We start from the raw sequence: 16,806 nt of genomic DNA on the forward strand, positions 1-16,806 counted from the left end.
CCGCATGGGTGCCGTACGCATCACCACCGCCGACGGCCAGGCCGTCACCGTCACCAGCATGACCGACACCGTCCCCGCCTGGGCCACCCGCTACCTCGGCGGCTGGTGGAGCGCCGAGCCCACCACCGAGATCGACGGCCCCACCGTCTCCGCCGACCTCGACGAGGCCGAGCTCCTGGCCCTGGCCGACGTCGTCGAGCAGGGCGACGCGGAGACGGTCGAGTACGCCGGCGCCGAGCTCCTCGTCGTCCGCAACGGCGGACTGGTCACCGCAGTGCAGGAAGACCGCTCGCTCGCCTACCGCTGGGACGAGGACTGGCGGCTGCTGCGGATCGTCGGCACCGACGAGACCGACATCGCCACCGCCGCCGCCCGCCTCGCCCGCGAACTCATCCGCGCCCAGCTTCTCGCTGACGGATGGTCCATCCTCCACGCCTCCGCCGTCACCGACGCCGACGGCGCCACGATCCTCACCCTCGGCGACAAGGGCGCGGGCAAGACCACCACCGGCCTCACCCTCGCCCGCGCCGGCTGGCAGCTCCTCGCCAACGACCGGATCTTCGCCCGTGTCGACGAGCACGGCGTGGTGCAGGTTCTGCCCTGGCCGTCCGCCGCGGCGTTCGGCTTCGGACTCCTCGACGCGTTCGACCTCTTCGAGACCGTCCGTACCCGCCTCGCCTCCGGCGAGCAGATGCACCCGACCCAGCACCAGAAGGTCACCGACGCCCTCCTCGCCGGACGCCGCGAGCCGCTGTGGAAGGCGAACGGAAAGGAGCTGAAGCCGCAGTTCTGGCCCGATCAGCTCACCACATGGCTGTCCATGCCGCTCGCCACCGAGGGCTACGCCGTCGGGATCCTCTACCCGCAGATCACCGCTGGTACCGCGCCCCGGCTCACCGAGAACAGCCGCGGCGTCCAGCGCGGCGACTTCTTCACCGCCGTCACGGAGGACCGCTACCCCGACATCTTCGGCCTGCTGTCCACCCCCGGCGACCACACCTCCCTGCGCGCGCACCTCGACGCCCTGTCCCACCAGGGACTCGTCATGAGCCACGACCCGGCCGCGAACGCCGCCATCCTCAAGGAAGCCGTGGCCCGCCTCGGCGTCTGACTCCCCGAACCGGCCGGTCCATACCCCATGGCGGACCGGCCACCACCCCGAGCCGGGCCCGCGAGAGACATCGTCGGCGGGTTCGCACCGCATGCTTCCGCGACACCATGTCCCAACCGAAGGGCGCTCGAGAGCAGGGTGACGCGAACAGGGTAGGAGCCGTTCCCGATCGAGCTCGATCAAGAGCGGCTCATACTCCTCCATTCTTCGGAGATCTCTGATCCCAGAGGGAGAACAGCGAGGATTGGGCCGTCAAGGAGTCGAAAGGCGCGCATCCCACGCGCTGCCTCCAGAGCGAAACCGGAGAACGACTCACATGACGTGGTCCATGGACTGGGCCGGCCTCGTCCCGGCCGCCGCGGCCGCTGTGCAGATCGCGGCCGTCGCGGTGCAGGCCTACTGGGAACGGCGGCAGCGCACAGTGCTGATGCGGCACACCGATGGTTCTTCCTGCCCCGCGCACACCGACGACCCAGTGACCGTCACGGCCGGAATCACCGTCCAGGTGGGCATTGTCGCGACGGCGCCGGACTCGCCCACGGTGATCGTGCACGTGAGCGAGAGCAGGATGCTGCTGCCGCTGGCGAAGGAGCGTGATCGGTGGTAGCGGGTGAGGCCTCTCAGGAGTCGGAGCCAGACCTCGCGCAGCGCCTGGCCGACTGCTACAAGACCTTCCTGGTCGCGGAGACGCTGATCTTGCTCAAGAAGTTCGGCGGCAAGCTCACGCGGCACGCGTGCCGGGACGTGGCTCACGAGGCGTACATGAAGGTCGCGGACAAGGTCCTGTCCGGAGAGCTCGGCCCAGAGACCAACCTTCCCGCCTACCTGCGGGCGGCCTCCAGGAACCTGGCGACGGACGTGCTGAAGGCGCAGAAGCATCTCGCGCTCCTGGACGAAGCAGACCTGCTGCCGACCGTGCCGGCCCAGGGGCAGCCCTTCGACGCCATCGAGCCGATGGAGGAGCTGGTCATCCCCACGATCGACGCCATGCCGCGGACACAGCACCGCAAGGTCGTCCAGCTCCAGAGCCAGGGTCTGAGCGATGCGCAAATCGCCGAGACCCTGGGCATAACTACCGAACGGGTCCATAAAGACCGGCACACCGCCGTGTCCCAGCTGCGCGTCAGACTCGGCGCGCACATCCGGAACGGCCATCGAAAGAAGACGCAACGCGGGGGGAAGGACAGGTGACGGATGTGAGCCTCAACGAGGGCAGTGGTGGTCGCCCGGCGCTCGAAGGGCCGGCTGAGCTGCTGACGCTCGTGACCCGGCTCTCGGGGCCGCCGGACTACTGGGACCGCCCTCATGGCGACTTCGGTCCCCTGACTCACCTGTACGAGCTCGACGCCGAGCAGCGCTCACGCGCGAACTCGATGTACCGGCTCGGCTCCAAGGCCCTGCTGCGACGTGAGCTGGCCACCGCGGCGGACCTGCTCGGTGAGGCCGCCTCGGCCGGGCACCCTGGTGGTCTCTTCCGGCTCGCCGTCGTCGTTCTGCGCACGAGCGAGGAGTGGCGAGACGAAGCGCGGTTCCTCCTCGAGGAGGCCGCCCGGCACGGCCACGGCGACGCCCGCCGTCTGCTCGACGACACCAGCGACCACCCCGCCGGCGAGGCAGCTGGAGCACCCGTCGAGGACCCGCAGTTCCTCGACGAGATTCGCCAACGGCTCTCCTCGACACATCACCCGGCCCGCTCGGAAGCACCACGTGCCCAGGCCCTCACCGGCCCCCAGCCAGCTCTGCCGCAGAAGCCTGGAGCGGAACAGGAGCGGGTTGACGAGGGAACCCTCAGGCCGGGCCTTGTCCTTGTCCCGCCCCCTGTGCTGCCGACACCGCACGGGCCGACCCCGAGGGTGGAGGACTCACCCGATCTTGAACGGCCACGCTTGACGGCTTTGATCGGGGGACTGTCCCTGGATGTCCCCGACCTTCAGCCCCCGCCTGCGGCCGCTACTCCGACGCCCGGTCTGGGCAGCAGCGAGCCCTGGTGGTCGGCGAGCGCACTGCGGCCGGCAGTACTGACCGACATGGCCCGCCACAGCAACACCCCTGCCGTCGTGCCCGCCCGCTGGCAACTCACCCAGCGGGCCCGCGACATGCTCATGCTCGTCCACACCTCAGACGGCATCGACACCAGAACACTCGCCCGCCGGGCCCGGATGCCACTGGACGTCGCCGCAAGGATGCTGCACTGGCTCGCCAACGAGGGCTTCGTCGAATCCCGCGACACCGTGCACTTCCCCGGCCCCCTGATGATCCTGGCCACGGGCCACGACCCCGAGCAGACCCTTCTCCAGGACACGCTCGGCGCGCTCCGCGACGAGCTGGACGCCGCCGTCTACGTCAGCACCTACACCGACGGAGAGATCACCATCAGGCAATCCGCCTTCAGCACCACCGCGCCGCCCGTCGACGAATGGGCGCCTTTCCGTGACACCGCCCACGCCAGCGCCGTGGGCAAAAGCCTCCTGGCCCAGCTCGACTTCAGCGGCCGTATGAACCACCTCACCCGCTACCCCTCCGTCGCCCTGACTGAGCGGACGATCACCAGCCGCCGCGCCCTGATCGAGACGCTCGACGCCCCCGGCCCGCATTCGGCTCAGTTCGACCTCTTGGAGTACTCCGATTCCGCGCTGTGCGTGGCCTACTCACTCGGACTACCCGGCCGAGCCTCCAGCATCGCCCTGTCCCTGCCGGCCACAGAGCACCAGCGTCTCGTCGACGCCGCACGCACCCTCAGCCACCGCGCCACAGGGATCCTCCTCGCACACCTGCTCGCCGACGACATGCATCCCGCTACCAGTCCCGGGGCTGCTTCCGAGTCCAAGACCGCAGGGCCCCCTCCGGCGCCCGCAGCACGCTCCGCTGCACCTGGCCAAGCTGAGCCGGGCGGCACGGACTCCGCGTCGTCCGTAGCCGTGCCCAGCAGCGTCCGTGCAGCGGCGAAGCTCAACGGCACGACGCTGCCCGAGCTGAGCAGGAGGGCAGGGTGACGCGGAGGGGACGGGAGTCCTCTACTGGCCGAGGGCGCCGCCCGGTCAGAGGCGGAGTGCGTCGTGTCCGCCACTCGGTTGAGGACGCGGCAGGCCTTGGCCGCGATGGCGGGTAACGCCGACCGGCGCGCGGGGGGCATTCGCGTTCCGCCCCGGTACTGCTCAAAGGGCTGGGCGACCGCGCCCACCCCCTCCGGCCAAGACCTCGTTCCTTCCTGGTGAACCGACAGCATTGGCGCTATCCCGGGTCAGCGGCCGCGTCGAGGGCCCGGCGGAGCTGGTCGACGCCGGGTGCTCCGGCCGGGCCGTCGGGGTGCGGTAGATCCGGCAGACGAGCGATGGGATGGCACCGCGCTCGGCGAATGGGTCGCGGCCGTCGATCAGGATCGGCGGAGAGTCGGTGAACCGAGACCGTTCGGCCTCGGCCAGGTCAGCGATCACGCGTGTTGCGATGTTGCTGACGGTCAGCCCGGCGGCGTCCAGAGCCTGTCGCAGCCTTTTCTCGGGGAGCTGCTGGTGGGGGCAGTCGGGCACGGCCAGGATCTCGATCTCTATGTCTCCAGGGTCGCGCGCGCCAACACCGTACGGGCCGAAGGGACCGACCCGCCCCGGCATCGCGCCGAGCTTCGGCGCCCCGTCCTTCACCCGGTGCGGTCAGGGATCATCTGCCGTCGCCTTCGTTCCAGACCTGAGCGACCGTTCTAGACACGCAACGGGCCCCGGGGATCGGCCATGACATCCCAGGGCCCGGCTCGGGGGTCGCACCGTCCAACGATGCCGCGTCCCCAGTGTCACGGTGTGGCCGGCCGCGGCTCCTCCAGGACGTCGGCGACCTTCCTCGCCATCGCCGCGATCCGCTGCGGTAGGTAACGGTCCAGGGAGTCGACCTCGTCGCATAGCCATGCCCGCAGCCCGTGCAGACACGCCTCGGTGAACAGCTTCTGCTGGTCCTCCCCGCGCACCTGAGCCTGTTCAGTGCCGCCGGCCACGGGTCGTGCAGCATCCGGTTCTCCGACGCGTGCAGCATCTCGTACGGGAGTGCCTCACCCAGCAGGCCGGATGGCCTATGTGCGCTGTTCAGATCGCTGTGTGACCCCGCGCTGGCCCGCAGGGTCCGGTTCCCGACAGGCGAGTGTTCTTGATCACTTTCGGTGCCACTCCTTCTTCGGGACCGATCGCACGGCCGTAGGGGGATCTCCTGATCTGCAGGGCTTCCGGATCTGTAGTCGCTGGAGTGAACGGCGCTTATCGTGCGGTTAGTTGCTCCCTCGCCAAGCCGTCCCTAGCCGACAACCCTTCGTAGTCGATAGCTGCTCAATCCCTCCCTCCGGCAGCTCATCATGTCGCTGTATATCCGCTATACAGGATGGAATTCCCCCTTCCGGACATGTTGAGCATCCCCTTGACGTGACTCCTGGCTATGTCGTTGGCTGACGCACCGACTGTGAACTTTGCGCTGTGCAGGGGTGGGGATTGTGAAGAGACAGTGGGCGCTTCAGCGTGCCCGAAGCGCCGTGGTCGCCCTGTCAGCTATGGCCGCGGGCGTGGTGCTTCCGGTTCCGGCGGCCCACGCGGCTGTGCCGGCCGTGGATTCGCCCGTGCTCGACGAGGCGCATCAGGCGCTCGAAGAGGCCAAGGAGACCGGTCAGCGCGTCGAGGTTGAGGGCGAGCGTGGGGAGCGGACCTCGGTGTTCGCGAATCCCGACGGTTTCACCTTCACACTGGAGCAGCACACGGTGCCGGTGCGCGTCGCCACTCCCGGCGGCGGATGGCAGGCTCCGGATGCCACGCTGGAACGCCGCGCGGACGGGACCGTCGGGCCGAAGGCGGCTTCGGCGCAGATGTCCTTCTCGGACGGGTCAGACAAGGCACCGCTGGTCAAGATCTCTGATCAGGGGCGCTCGCTCGAGCTGGACTGGAAGGGCGACCTTCCGGCGCCCGAGCTCGACGGGGCGAACGCGGTCTACCGCAACGTGCTGCCGGACGTCGACCTCAAGGTGACGGCCACCGTCGAGAGCTTCCAGCAGGTCCTCGTCGTCAAGACGCCCGAGGCGGCCACGAACCCGGCGCTCAAGGAGCTCACATTCGACCTGAAGACGGACGGCCTGTCCGTCCGCAAGGGCGCAGCTGGCAACCTGGCCGCCGTCGACGGCAACGGCAACACGGTGTTCCGGTCCCCGCCGGCCCAGATGTGGGACTCCGCCGGCAAGGCGTCCACCGAACCCACCGCTGAGCCCAGCGCCACATCCGGCACGGCTCCGCAGATGCTCCGGACCACCCTCGCCACCGACGACGTGCAGCCGCCTGCCGGCGACCCGTCCGAGCAGGCGGCCTCCGGCACCGGCCTGGAGCCGGGCCAGGGCGACAACATCTCTCGCATGGACGTCAGCGTCACCCAGGACAGCCTGTCGGTCGTCCCGAACGCGGACATGCTGACCGGCACCGCCTCGGATGCCTACCCCCTGTTCATCGACCCCACCGTCACCTGGGGCGAGTCCGAGCGAACGTTGCTGAGGTCCGACGGCTACGAGTCGTACGGCTGGGGCAACGGCGACGGCACCGGTCAGGGCGCGGGCAAGTGCGGCTCGTGGAACGGCTACTACTGCGGCCCGGGATACGTCCAGAAGCTGTACTTCGAGTTCGGGCCGGAATCACTGCGCGGGAAGAAGATCCTGGATGCGACGTTCCGGGTGACCGAGCCGTGGGCTTTTCAGTGTGATCCACGCTGGGTCGACCTCGTCCGCACGAACAACATCTCCTCGTCGACGACCTGGTCCAGCCGTCCCGCCGAGCTGGACTGGATGGTCGACCGTTGGGTGTCCGCCGGGCGCGGCTCGCTGTGTGACCCGAATTCCCCGGACGCGCCGATCGAATTCAACGACAACCCGGAAGAGACCAACGAGAACCTCACCCCGACCGTCCGCGACTTTGCTGCGGGCAAGTTCTCGCGGCTGACGCTCGAGGTCCGCGCCCACGACGAGGCGGACACGTCGGCCTGGAAGCGGTTCAAGAACGACGCCGTGCTGGCCGTGAACTACGTTGCGCTTCCGGCCGTGCCGACCGACGTGAAGATCATGAGCGGCTCGAGCCCGGCGTGCGCCACCAACAAGAACACGCCCACGGTCGTCGACGACCCGACGCCCACCCTGACCTCGACCCCGCAGACCGCGGCGGGCGGCGAGGCCGGCGCCAAGCTCCACGTGTGGTGGCGCATCGAGACCCTGGGCGCGGACGGCGTGACCTGGACCGGCTCGGGCATCAGCAGCCCCACGGGCACGAACTTCGTCGGGGACAACATCAAGCAGACGGCGTCCTGGCCCACCGCGTTTCCGGTGGCGGAGGATGGGATCCTGCGACGGGTCGCGTCCCTGACCCAGGTGTTCTACGACGACGGCACCTACTCGCAGTCGTCCGGCTACAGCAACTGGTGCTACTTCACGGTGGACCGTGCAGGCCCCAAGCCGCCGACCATCACCTCGGACGGCACGTACACCGTGTGCCAGGCCAATGAGTGCCCGCCGCAGGGCGGCCCTGAGGTCGCGGGCACCTTCACCTTTGGGCCCGGTGGAACCGACTCCGCCGTCAAGTACTACGAGTACTACCTGTCGGCGCCCGAAGCGAGTTCCGACTCGTCTGCGTGGACGCGACTGGCGGACGGAGCAACGAAGGCCACCATCACGCCCCCGATCGATGGCAAGTACACGCTGCGCGTGCGTGCCGTCGACACCCTCAACCGGCCCGGCACCGAGTCCTCCGCAGAATTCAACGTGGACAAGGGCCCCGGTCCCGTCGCCCTGTGGCACTTCGACGAAGCGACCGGCGACGCCCTGGACAGCGCTCCGGCAGACCCCGCCGCACATGTGACCCTCAGCAGCACAGCGGCCGCCCGTGACGATCGTGGTCGGCGAGGCCTTCTGAACGCCACGGCCGACCCGAAGGTCTTCGACAAGGGCCTCACCCTCGCAGGCGCAACCGGCTACGCCTCGACGCAAGAGCTGGTGGCGCACACGGACGCGTCGTACACCGTCTCCGCCTGGGTCCGCCTCGATGCCGGGGACGCCAACTACACCGCTCTCTCGCAGGACCCGCGCACGACGCAGGACGGCTGGTACAGCGCGTTCTACCTCGGCTACCGTGCAGATTCGAAGACCTGGGAGCTGCGTACCTCTCCCAAGGACGCCACGGACGGCGACATCAGCAATCAGATCGTCAGGGCGACGCGCCCTGCTGTTCTCGGCGCCTGGACGCACCTGGCCGCTACCTACAGCGCGTCGAACAGCAAGATCTCGCTCTTCGTGAACGGCAAGCTGCAGGGCTCGCGCACGGTGGCTCCGTCGTGGGCGTCCGCGGGGCCGTTCCAGATCGGCCGTTCCTGGTGGCGTGGGGCGTACGGCGACTACTGGAAGGGGCAGATCGATGAGGTCGCCGTGTGGCAGCGAGCCCTCGGGGAACGAGAGCTCCTGAATGAATCCCAGCTGGCTCTCCCGGGCAGCGGCTACCAGGCTGGCGAGCTCGTCGCCGACTGGTCGGCCTCCGGTGTCAGCGGAACCACGGCGGCGGACGCCTCCGGCTACGGACAGGCTCTCGGACTGGAGGGACAGCCCGCGATCACGACCGAAGGCATCGTGCTCGACGGGGCCAATGACGCGGCCACGTCCAGCCGTCCGCTCGTTGACGACACCGGCTCGTTCACCGTTGCGGCAGATGTCGCCCTGAACCCCTCGGCGCTTCTGGCGAAGGGCGTCGGCTATGTGGGGCGGGTGGCGGGGCAGCGCGCTGCGAACGGTTCGTCCTGGAGCCTGTCGTACAAGGTGACGAGCACGGAGAATCTGCCCGACCCCGACGATCCGATGGCCCCTGGAAATGAGGTTCCGGTTGGAGTCTGGCAGTTCACCCGATTCAATGCGGACGGTACCTCTCAGACGGCGCAGTTGAGTGCTTCTCAGACGGGCCCGACGGCGGTTGGTGTGATCGCCATCTTCGACGCACGGACGATGAAGATCTCGCTGAAGCGGGGAGACGAAACCGTCACAGCCGACCTGCCGTCGAGCGCGGTCCCGCCGGTTGCGGCTGGGACGGACCAGTTCACTCTTGGCAAGGCGATGACCGGCGGGGCGTCGACGAACTATCTGCCGGCCACTCTCTCGCAGGTGCGAGTGTGGGCCGGCGCGATGGGCGACGACAACCAGCTCCTGGACCAGCTGGCTTCGTGACCTCGCGCCCATGAACCGATCGGGTGGCACCGCTTGTGCGGTGCCACCCGATTTGCACACCGGCGCCGCGTGAGGCGGCACCGGAATGTTTCCATTCCGATTCACCACAATGAGTGGGAAGAGTATCTGTGATATTCGGAAGAAGTAGATCCGGCATATCGCCGGGCACCGTGCGAAAGCGACGCCGACGCTCGCTCGTCGTACTGCCCTTGGCTGCCGCCTTGTCGGTCCCGATCGGACTCACACCGGTCGCGGCGGCCGATGGCAAGGGCGGGCTCGGGCGACCGGAACTGCCGGCGCAGCAGATCACCAAGGTCAAGCCGTTCAACGGCCCGGCGACCAACAAGGCCCGCCAGCAGGTAGCGAAAGACCGGCGGGACAACAGCCTCCAGGCACAGCGGGCCCATGCCGAGCAGAAGCACGCGGCCTGGCCCAAGGCCGGCACCGCGAACCTGGACCTGGCCCTGAACAAGGCGCAGACAGCCGCTCCCGGCGGCCTTCCGGTCAGCGTCATCGCCTCGCCCGGCAAGACCGGGCTGCGGCCCGGAACCGACGCCGCGGTCACAGTCCTGGACCAGCCGACCGTGGGCAAGCTCGGGATCACTGGTGTCGTGCTGACAGCGGGAGCCGAGAATGCGGGCAAGGCCCGGATCAGCGTCGACTACAAGGCATTCGCCTCCGCCGTCGGCGGCGGCTGGTCGGGCCGCCTGCAGCTCGTCCAGCTCCCGGCGTGCGCGCTGACGACGCCGCGGAAGACCGAGTGCAGGACGCAGACTCCGCTCGGCTCGCGCAACGACATCGACAAGCAGACCGTCACCGCCGACGTGCCGGTGGCCAAGATCGACGCCGGCATCGCGACCCAGCTCGGCGCCAGCACGTCGGGGCCGACGGTCCTCGCGCTCACCGGTTCGGGCAGCGGCGGCCAGTCGGCGAAGGGGACGGGAGATTACGGGGCGACCCCGCTGGCGTCGTCGTCCTCCTGGTCGGCCGGCGGCAATTCCGGTTCGTTCACCTGGTCGTACGGCTTGACGATGCCGCCTGCCGCGGCCGGCCCGACTCCCTCGCTCAAGCTCTCTTACGATTCCGGAAGCGTCGACGGGCGCACCGCCACCACGAACAACCAGGGCACGTCGGTCGGTGAGGGCTTCTCCCTGACCGAGTCCTACATCGAACGTGCCTATGGCAGCTGCGACGACGACGGCCAGACCGATGTCTCCGACCGCTGCTGGAAGTACGACAACGCCCGTCTCGTCCTCAATGGCAAGTCATCCCGGCTCGTGAAGGTCTCCGACACCACCTGGCGCCTGGACAACGACGACGCCTCCAAGGTGACTCGCTCCACCGGGGCAGAAAACGACGACGACAACGGCGAGTACTGGACGGTCGTCACTGGCGAGGGCACGAAGTACGTCTTCGGCCTGAACAAACTCGACGGCGCCACCACCCAGCGCACCAACTCCAGCTGGACCGTTCCCGTGTTCGGCGACGACGCGGGCGAGCCCGGATACGACAAGGGCAGCACGTTCGCCGAACGCTCCGCGCTTCAGGCGTGGCGGTGGAACCTCGACTACGTCGAGGACACCCGCGGCAACGCGGCCACGTACTGGTACGCGAAGGAATCCAACTACTACAAGAAGAACAAGGCAACGAAGGCCGACGCCGAGTACACCCGTGGCGGCTACCTGACGGAGATCCAATACGGTTTGCGCAAGGACGCGAACGGGAGCCTGTTCACGGACAATGCCGACGCGAAAGTCACCTTCGGCTACGCGGAACGGTGCACCGCCGCGGACTGCACTTCCCTGACGAAGGACACCGCGGAGAACTGGCCTGACGTCCCGTTCGACGCGATCTGCGCCCAGGACTCCACGGAGTGCCTTTCGCAGTCCCCGTCGTTCTTCAGCCGCAAGCGACTCACCGGAATCGACACCTGGTCCTGGAAGACCTCGACGAGCGCATACGACCCAGTCGACTCGTGGAAGTTCACCCAGGCCTACCTGGACGGCGGCGACATCGGCGATACGTCGGACCAGGTCCTGACGTTGAAGTCGATCATCCGCACCGCCAAGGCCGGGACCACCGCGATCCAGATGGATCCGATCTCGTTCACCTACCAGCTGCGCCCGAACCGCGTGGACGGCACCGATGACATCCTGCCGTTGACCCGCCCACGCATCTCCACGGTCACAGCGGAGACCGGTGCCATCACGACGGTGACGCTCTCCGCCCAGGAATGCGTCCGCAGCCAGGTCCTCACGGCGCCGCAGGACTCCAACACCCGAAACTGCTACCCGCAGTACTGGAACATCAACGGATCGCCGGACGCCTCGGTCGACTGGTTCCACAAGTACCGCGTTCTCGGCGTCGTCACCACCGACCCGGCGGGCCAGAACGACGGCGTTGAAAACGAGTACGTCTACAGCGACGCCGCTTGGCACCATAGCAACGACCCCTTCACCCCTAAGGACGAGCGCACCTGGTCCGACTGGCGCGGCTACCGAGAGGTCACCGTCTACAAGGGTTCCCACAACGCCCCGGTCCGGTCCAAGACCGTCTCCCTGTACATGCAGGGCATGGACGGCGACCCGAACAAGGACGGCACCACCAAATCCGTCTCGATCGCACCGCTCGCCCAGCCGTCGATCGGCCTCGCCACGCTCGCGGACAGCGACCAGTACAGCGGAACCCTCCGCGAGCAGGTCACCTACGACGGCGCGACCCCGATCTCGGCCAGCGCCGACGACCCGTGGTCGAAGGAGACCGCACGCCAAAGCGGCGTGCCCGATTCAGGCGATCACGTGGCCCGCTTCGTCCGGACGAAGAAGACCACCTCATACACCTACCTCACCGCGGCACAGAGATGGCGGTCCAGCGACAAGGAGACCATCTCCTTCGACGCCAAGGGACGTGCCGTCAAGGTCGTCGACAACGGCGACCTTTCCAAGGAGGGTGACGAGACCTGCACCCAGACCTGGTATGCCGACAACGATGACCTGGGGCTCACGAGTCTCGTCTCGCGCGTACGGACCGTGGCAGGTGACTGCACGTTCGCCGAGGCGGATCTGAAGCTGCAGAATGCCGACGGCACCCGTGGCAACGTCCTGTCGGACAAGGCGACGGCGTACGACGACCTGACCTGGTCCGACACGATGAAGCCCACCAAGGGAGTTGCCACCTGGACCGGTCGGGCCGAGACCTACGGCACCCCGATTAAGTGGCAGAAGATCGCGTCGACCTCGTACGACATACTCGGCCGGCCGACGGTGGTCAGCAATGCCGACGGGAAGTTGACGACGACGACATACACGCCGGCGGAGGCAGGTCCGCTGACCAGAACGCTCGTCACCAACGCCGCGACTCACAAGGTCTTCAACTATTTCGACCCAAGGCGCGGGCTCACGGTGAGCACCTTCGACCCCAACCTGAAGAAGACCGAGCTCGCCTACGACGCTCTGGGTCGTCTGACCGACGTCTGGCTTCCCAACCGCATCCGGGGCAGCGAGTCACCCAACACCACCTTCCAGTACACGCTCAGCAACACCAAGCAGTCCTGGGTCTCGACCTCGACTCTCAAGGCCGACGGAGCGACGTACAACACCAGCTACGCCATCTATGACGCGCTCCTGCGGCCGCTCCAGACGCAGTCGCCGACGCCGCAGGGCGGACGGCTGCTGACGGACACCCGCTACGACAGCCGGGGTCTGGCGTACGAGACGCATGCTGACATCTTCGACAGCGGAAGCACGCCGAACGGCACGTACATGCGCGTTGCGTACGGTGCGGCACCCACGCAGACCGCAATCGACTTCGACGGCGCGGAGAGGCAGACATCGAGCACCCTGCTCATCGGCGGCGTCGAGAAGTGGACGACGAGGACCACCTACACCGGTGACTCGACCGCCACCACGGCGGTGGACGGCGGCACGGCCGGCCGTACCATCGTCGATGCGCGTGGCCAGACTGTCGAGACACGCGAGTACGCGGGTACCAGCCCCACCGACATGCAGTATGGGGCGACTCTCGGCACCGCCTACACCTCGACGAAGTTCGAGTACACGCTGGACGGCATACAGACGAAGATCACCGGCCCGGACAGCGCCGTGTGGTCCTACACCTACGACCAGTACGGCCGTCAGAAGACAGCGACCGACCCTGACAAGGGCACGACCGCGTCAGAGTACGACGCGATGGACCGTGTCACGAAGACGACCACTGGCGGCAAGACCGTCCTGTCCGCGTACGACCAGATCGACCGCCCCACCTTCACCTGGGCCGGCACCATGTCGGACCAGACACTCCTGACGGAGCGTACGTACGACACACCCCTGAAGGGACAGCCCGCCACCTCCACCCGCTATGTGGGAGGCAAGGGTCAGGCGGACTCGAAGGCGTACACGAAGACCGTCACGGGCTACGACACGCTCAGCCGCCCGACAAGCACCGAGCTGACCCTGGCCGCCACGGACGATCTGTATACGTCCGTTCCGAACGGGAAGCTCGCCTTCACGACCAGCTACCGCCTCGACGGGACGGTCGGAAGCACGAGCGAGCCGGCACTGGGCGGACTGCCGTCCGAAATCATTCAATACGGTTACGGCTCGGTGGGGCAGCTCACGTCCGTGAAGGGTCTCTCCGGCTACCTGCAGTACGCCGACTACTCGGCACTGGGCCAGGTCCAGCAGATGACCCTGGGCCTGGGAGGCACCGGCGACCGCAACGTCTACGTCACCAACTTCTACGAGCGAGGGACCAAGCGGCTGACCCGCAGCAATGTCACGGACCAGACGCATCCGTACATGCTGCAGGACCTCACCTACACCTTCGACCAGGCCGGCAACGTCCTCTCGATCGGCGACCCAACGACCCTAGGCGGAACCGGCAAGGCGGAAAGTCAGTGCTTCGCCTACGACGGTCACCGCCGTCTGACGGAGGCATGGACTCCCGAGTCGCAGAACTGCTCGGACACCCGTTCCGCTGGCACGCTCGGCGGACCGGCCGCGTACTGGACGTCGTACACCTACAACCAGGGCGGTCAGCGACAGCTGGAGACGCAGCACGCGGCGAGCGGGGACAGTACGACCACGTACTGCTACGACCCGGCCATGCAGCGGCACGCACTGCGGTACACCTCGACCCGCACGGACGTAGACTGCATGGCCGCAGCTGACCCGGCGAAGGACAAGGTCTACGACTACGACGCAGCTGGCAACACCACGAAGCGACCGGGTGCGACGGGGCAGCAGGACCTGAAGTGGTCGGACGAGGGCCGTCTCTCCACACTTACGGAGGGCACCAAGGTCACGGACTACCTCTATGACGCCGACGGTGGTCTGCTCATCCGCGACACCAAGGACGGCGAGCGCATTCTGTACGCAGGGGCCACCGAACTCCACCTTCGGGACGACGGCACGAAGTGGGCCCAGCGCACCTATGCAGGAGGCGGAACCGCAATCGCGGTCCGCAGCAACCAGTCCGGTTCCACGAAGGTCCAGTACCTGGCCGGTGACCACCATGGAACCCAAAGCCTCGCGGTCACCTCGGACGCCACCCAGCAGATCACCAAGCGCTACATGACGCCCTTCGGCGCCGAGCGTGGCGGGTCCATCGGCACCTGGCCGACGGACAAGGGTTTCCTGAACAAGACGGCCGACAAGACCACAGGCCTCACGCACGTCGGTGCCCGTCAATACGATCCGACCATCGGTCAGTTCATCAGCGTCGACCCACTGCTCTCCACCGACCAGCACCAGTCACTCAACGGCTACAGCTACGCGAACCAGCACCCCACGACAACTTCGGACCCGACCGGCCTGCGAGAGTTCTGCGGTGCTTTCGGAAACTCTTGCACGCCAAGTACCAGCAAGTACGGTACGTACCCCGGAAATTCGATCGTTGCAGTGACGGGGTCTGACGGCAAAACCACAAATAAGCCGGCACACACAGACGTGTCCTGCAACCGATTTAAGTGCACGAGTAAGCGGACCAATCAGCCAGAGGGTGATGACGTCGACTATGGTGCAGGGATCGTCACCGGAGTAGTGGAGACGCTCACCTTCGGCTGTAATCTGTTCAAGCTCTTCGGATCTGTCGAATGTGCAGGTGAAGCGACCGCCAAGGAGTTCGCCGACAACGGTGCTGATCTGACTTCGGCCAGCTTCGAGATGGGAGTCGATCACGGCGGAATCATCGCCGGAGCCGTTCCGCCCATGCGGGCTGGCTCGGCACTGAGTGCCGGAACACGTTTCGACTTCTTCCCTGAAATCAGTGGATCGCGGACCGCAGTGGTGTTCCCTCATGTGGTGTACCGGGGCGACAACCGAGTACCGTCCGAGGTCTTCGGGGAGGGATTCTCACCGCGGGGCGGCACTAATCGCGACCTCCTGACCTACGGGAAGTACAACACGAGTTCCGCGTGGGTCGGCACGAGCACCCGGCGCAGCATCGGGGCCATGTTCCCTCAGAAGGCGAAGGGTTCCACCTGGGTCTACGAGATTCCGCACCCCGGTGCCGGAATCAGCATGAACAAGGCGCTCGGATGGAGCTACGTATTCCGTGCGGAAAAGGAGGTCGTGTTCCCCGGAGGCATCCCGGGAGACCACATCGCCGGAGCCCGGTATTATTCCTGGGGCATGCCGACTGACCAGTACATCGCCAATCCCAATTACAGGGGGATCCCGTAGTGCAGAAAGTGAGGCTTCAGGCCACCTCTGGAGAAGGGGGGCAGCATACCTGCGTGGTCCGATTCTCTTCCGAGCCGCCGTGGACCGTCGAGGTCGTCGTGGATGACCGGTCCCGGGCCCGTGGCGAAGGGACGGATCTCTTCGAGGCATTGAAGTCCGCGCGCCGGCACTTGGACGAGGAGGGTCTCCTTCTCTGCTGCAACGGCGCGCGGGCGAACGCTCGCCCGTCCCCGACGGCTGCTGCGGCAGGAGCCGAGGTGATCCACCTCGTTCCCCGGCTACGCCCGGCCACCGGACGGGACATCGTGCCGCTGCTGGCTCCCGCAGGGTCGGAGGCGGTGGTACCGGTGGAGGCGCAGGAGCAGGCTTGGGAGGCGCGTTTCGCGTCCTCCTGGGCGTCTATCCTGGCACTGGTCAACCCCATCAGATGGGTCAAAGCGATCGAGGAACGGGTGAAGGGCCCCGTCTTTTGGCGGCCCTGTGAGGACGCCGACGGCTTCACTTCCTGGGAACGAGTAGTGAGAGGGCGACGATAGATGGGATTCCTTCGGCGCCGTCGACAGGGCGCGCAAGGCGGACCAGGTGCAAACCCTGCCACGGACGCTCCGCCCGCGCTCGTGGAGGAAGCCAAGGCGCACCCGGGAGGCTGGGTCTACGAGCTAGACGCCCGGAGGGTCCAGGATCTCGACGGGGCCGTGCCTCCTGAGGCTGTCATCCGAGCCTGGGAGGTGGGCCTCGACGGAGTGCTCACTGGCAACCGGATGGAGAACCCGTCCTACCGTCCGTGACCTCAGGCCCCGTCCGTCTCT

At 67.3% G+C, this 16,806-nt stretch carries 7 protein-coding genes; 6 read left to right on the forward strand and 1 reads right to left on the reverse strand.

The window, feature by feature from the left end; all coding sequences use genetic code 11:
- The first annotated feature begins 4 nt into the window (after window positions 1-4).
- The 4 genes from ACFVGS_RS06765 (at window position 5) to ACFVGS_RS06780 (ending at window position 4,104) form a co-directional block, all read left to right on the forward strand.
- Window positions 5-1,111, forward strand: a complete 1,107-nt coding sequence (locus tag ACFVGS_RS06765; protein WP_385691102.1) for a hypothetical protein — start codon at window positions 5-7, stop codon at window positions 1,109-1,111.
- Window positions 1,112-1,439: 328 nt separating this feature from the next.
- Window positions 1,440-1,718 carry a hypothetical protein gene (locus ACFVGS_RS06770; RefSeq protein ID WP_385691105.1) on the forward strand — a complete coding sequence of 93 codons (279 nt, stop codon included), beginning with the start codon at window positions 1,440-1,442 and terminating at the stop codon, window positions 1,716-1,718.
- Window positions 1,712-2,302, forward strand: coding sequence for an RNA polymerase sigma factor (locus ACFVGS_RS06775; RefSeq protein WP_385691106.1), 591 nt, complete (start codon window positions 1,712-1,714; stop codon window positions 2,300-2,302). The genes ACFVGS_RS06770 and ACFVGS_RS06775 overlap by 7 nt, the downstream gene beginning before the upstream one ends.
- The gene (locus ACFVGS_RS06780; RefSeq protein WP_385691109.1) at window positions 2,299-4,104 is read left to right on the forward strand and encodes an IclR family transcriptional regulator C-terminal domain-containing protein; all 1,806 of its coding nucleotides are present in this window, start codon (window positions 2,299-2,301) and stop codon (window positions 4,102-4,104) included. The genes ACFVGS_RS06775 and ACFVGS_RS06780 overlap by 4 nt, the downstream gene beginning before the upstream one ends.
- A 791-nt stretch (window positions 4,105-4,895) precedes the next feature.
- Here ACFVGS_RS06780 and ACFVGS_RS06785 read toward each other — a convergent pair.
- A complete protein-coding gene (locus tag ACFVGS_RS06785) occupies window positions 4,896-5,093 on the reverse strand; it encodes a hypothetical protein (protein ID WP_385691111.1) in 198 nt (65 codons plus the stop codon).
- A 609-nt stretch (window positions 5,094-5,702) separates the two neighbouring features.
- Between ACFVGS_RS06785 and ACFVGS_RS06790 the strand changes: the two genes are divergently transcribed.
- Both ACFVGS_RS06790 and ACFVGS_RS06795 read left to right on the forward strand, forming a co-directional pair.
- Window positions 5,703-9,317, forward strand: coding sequence for a LamG domain-containing protein (locus ACFVGS_RS06790; RefSeq protein WP_385691113.1), 3,615 nt, complete (start codon window positions 5,703-5,705; stop codon window positions 9,315-9,317).
- Between the two features lie 221 nt (window positions 9,318-9,538).
- On the forward strand, window positions 9,539-15,997 hold the full coding sequence (locus tag ACFVGS_RS06795) for an RHS repeat-associated core domain-containing protein (protein ID WP_385691115.1): 6,459 nt from the start codon (window positions 9,539-9,541) through the stop codon (window positions 15,995-15,997).
- The last annotated feature ends 809 nt before the right edge of the window (window positions 15,998-16,806 follow it).

The organism is Streptomyces sp. NPDC127114 (genome assembly GCF_042677525.1).
Taxonomy (GTDB): domain Bacteria; phylum Actinomycetota; class Actinomycetes; order Streptomycetales; family Streptomycetaceae; genus Streptomyces.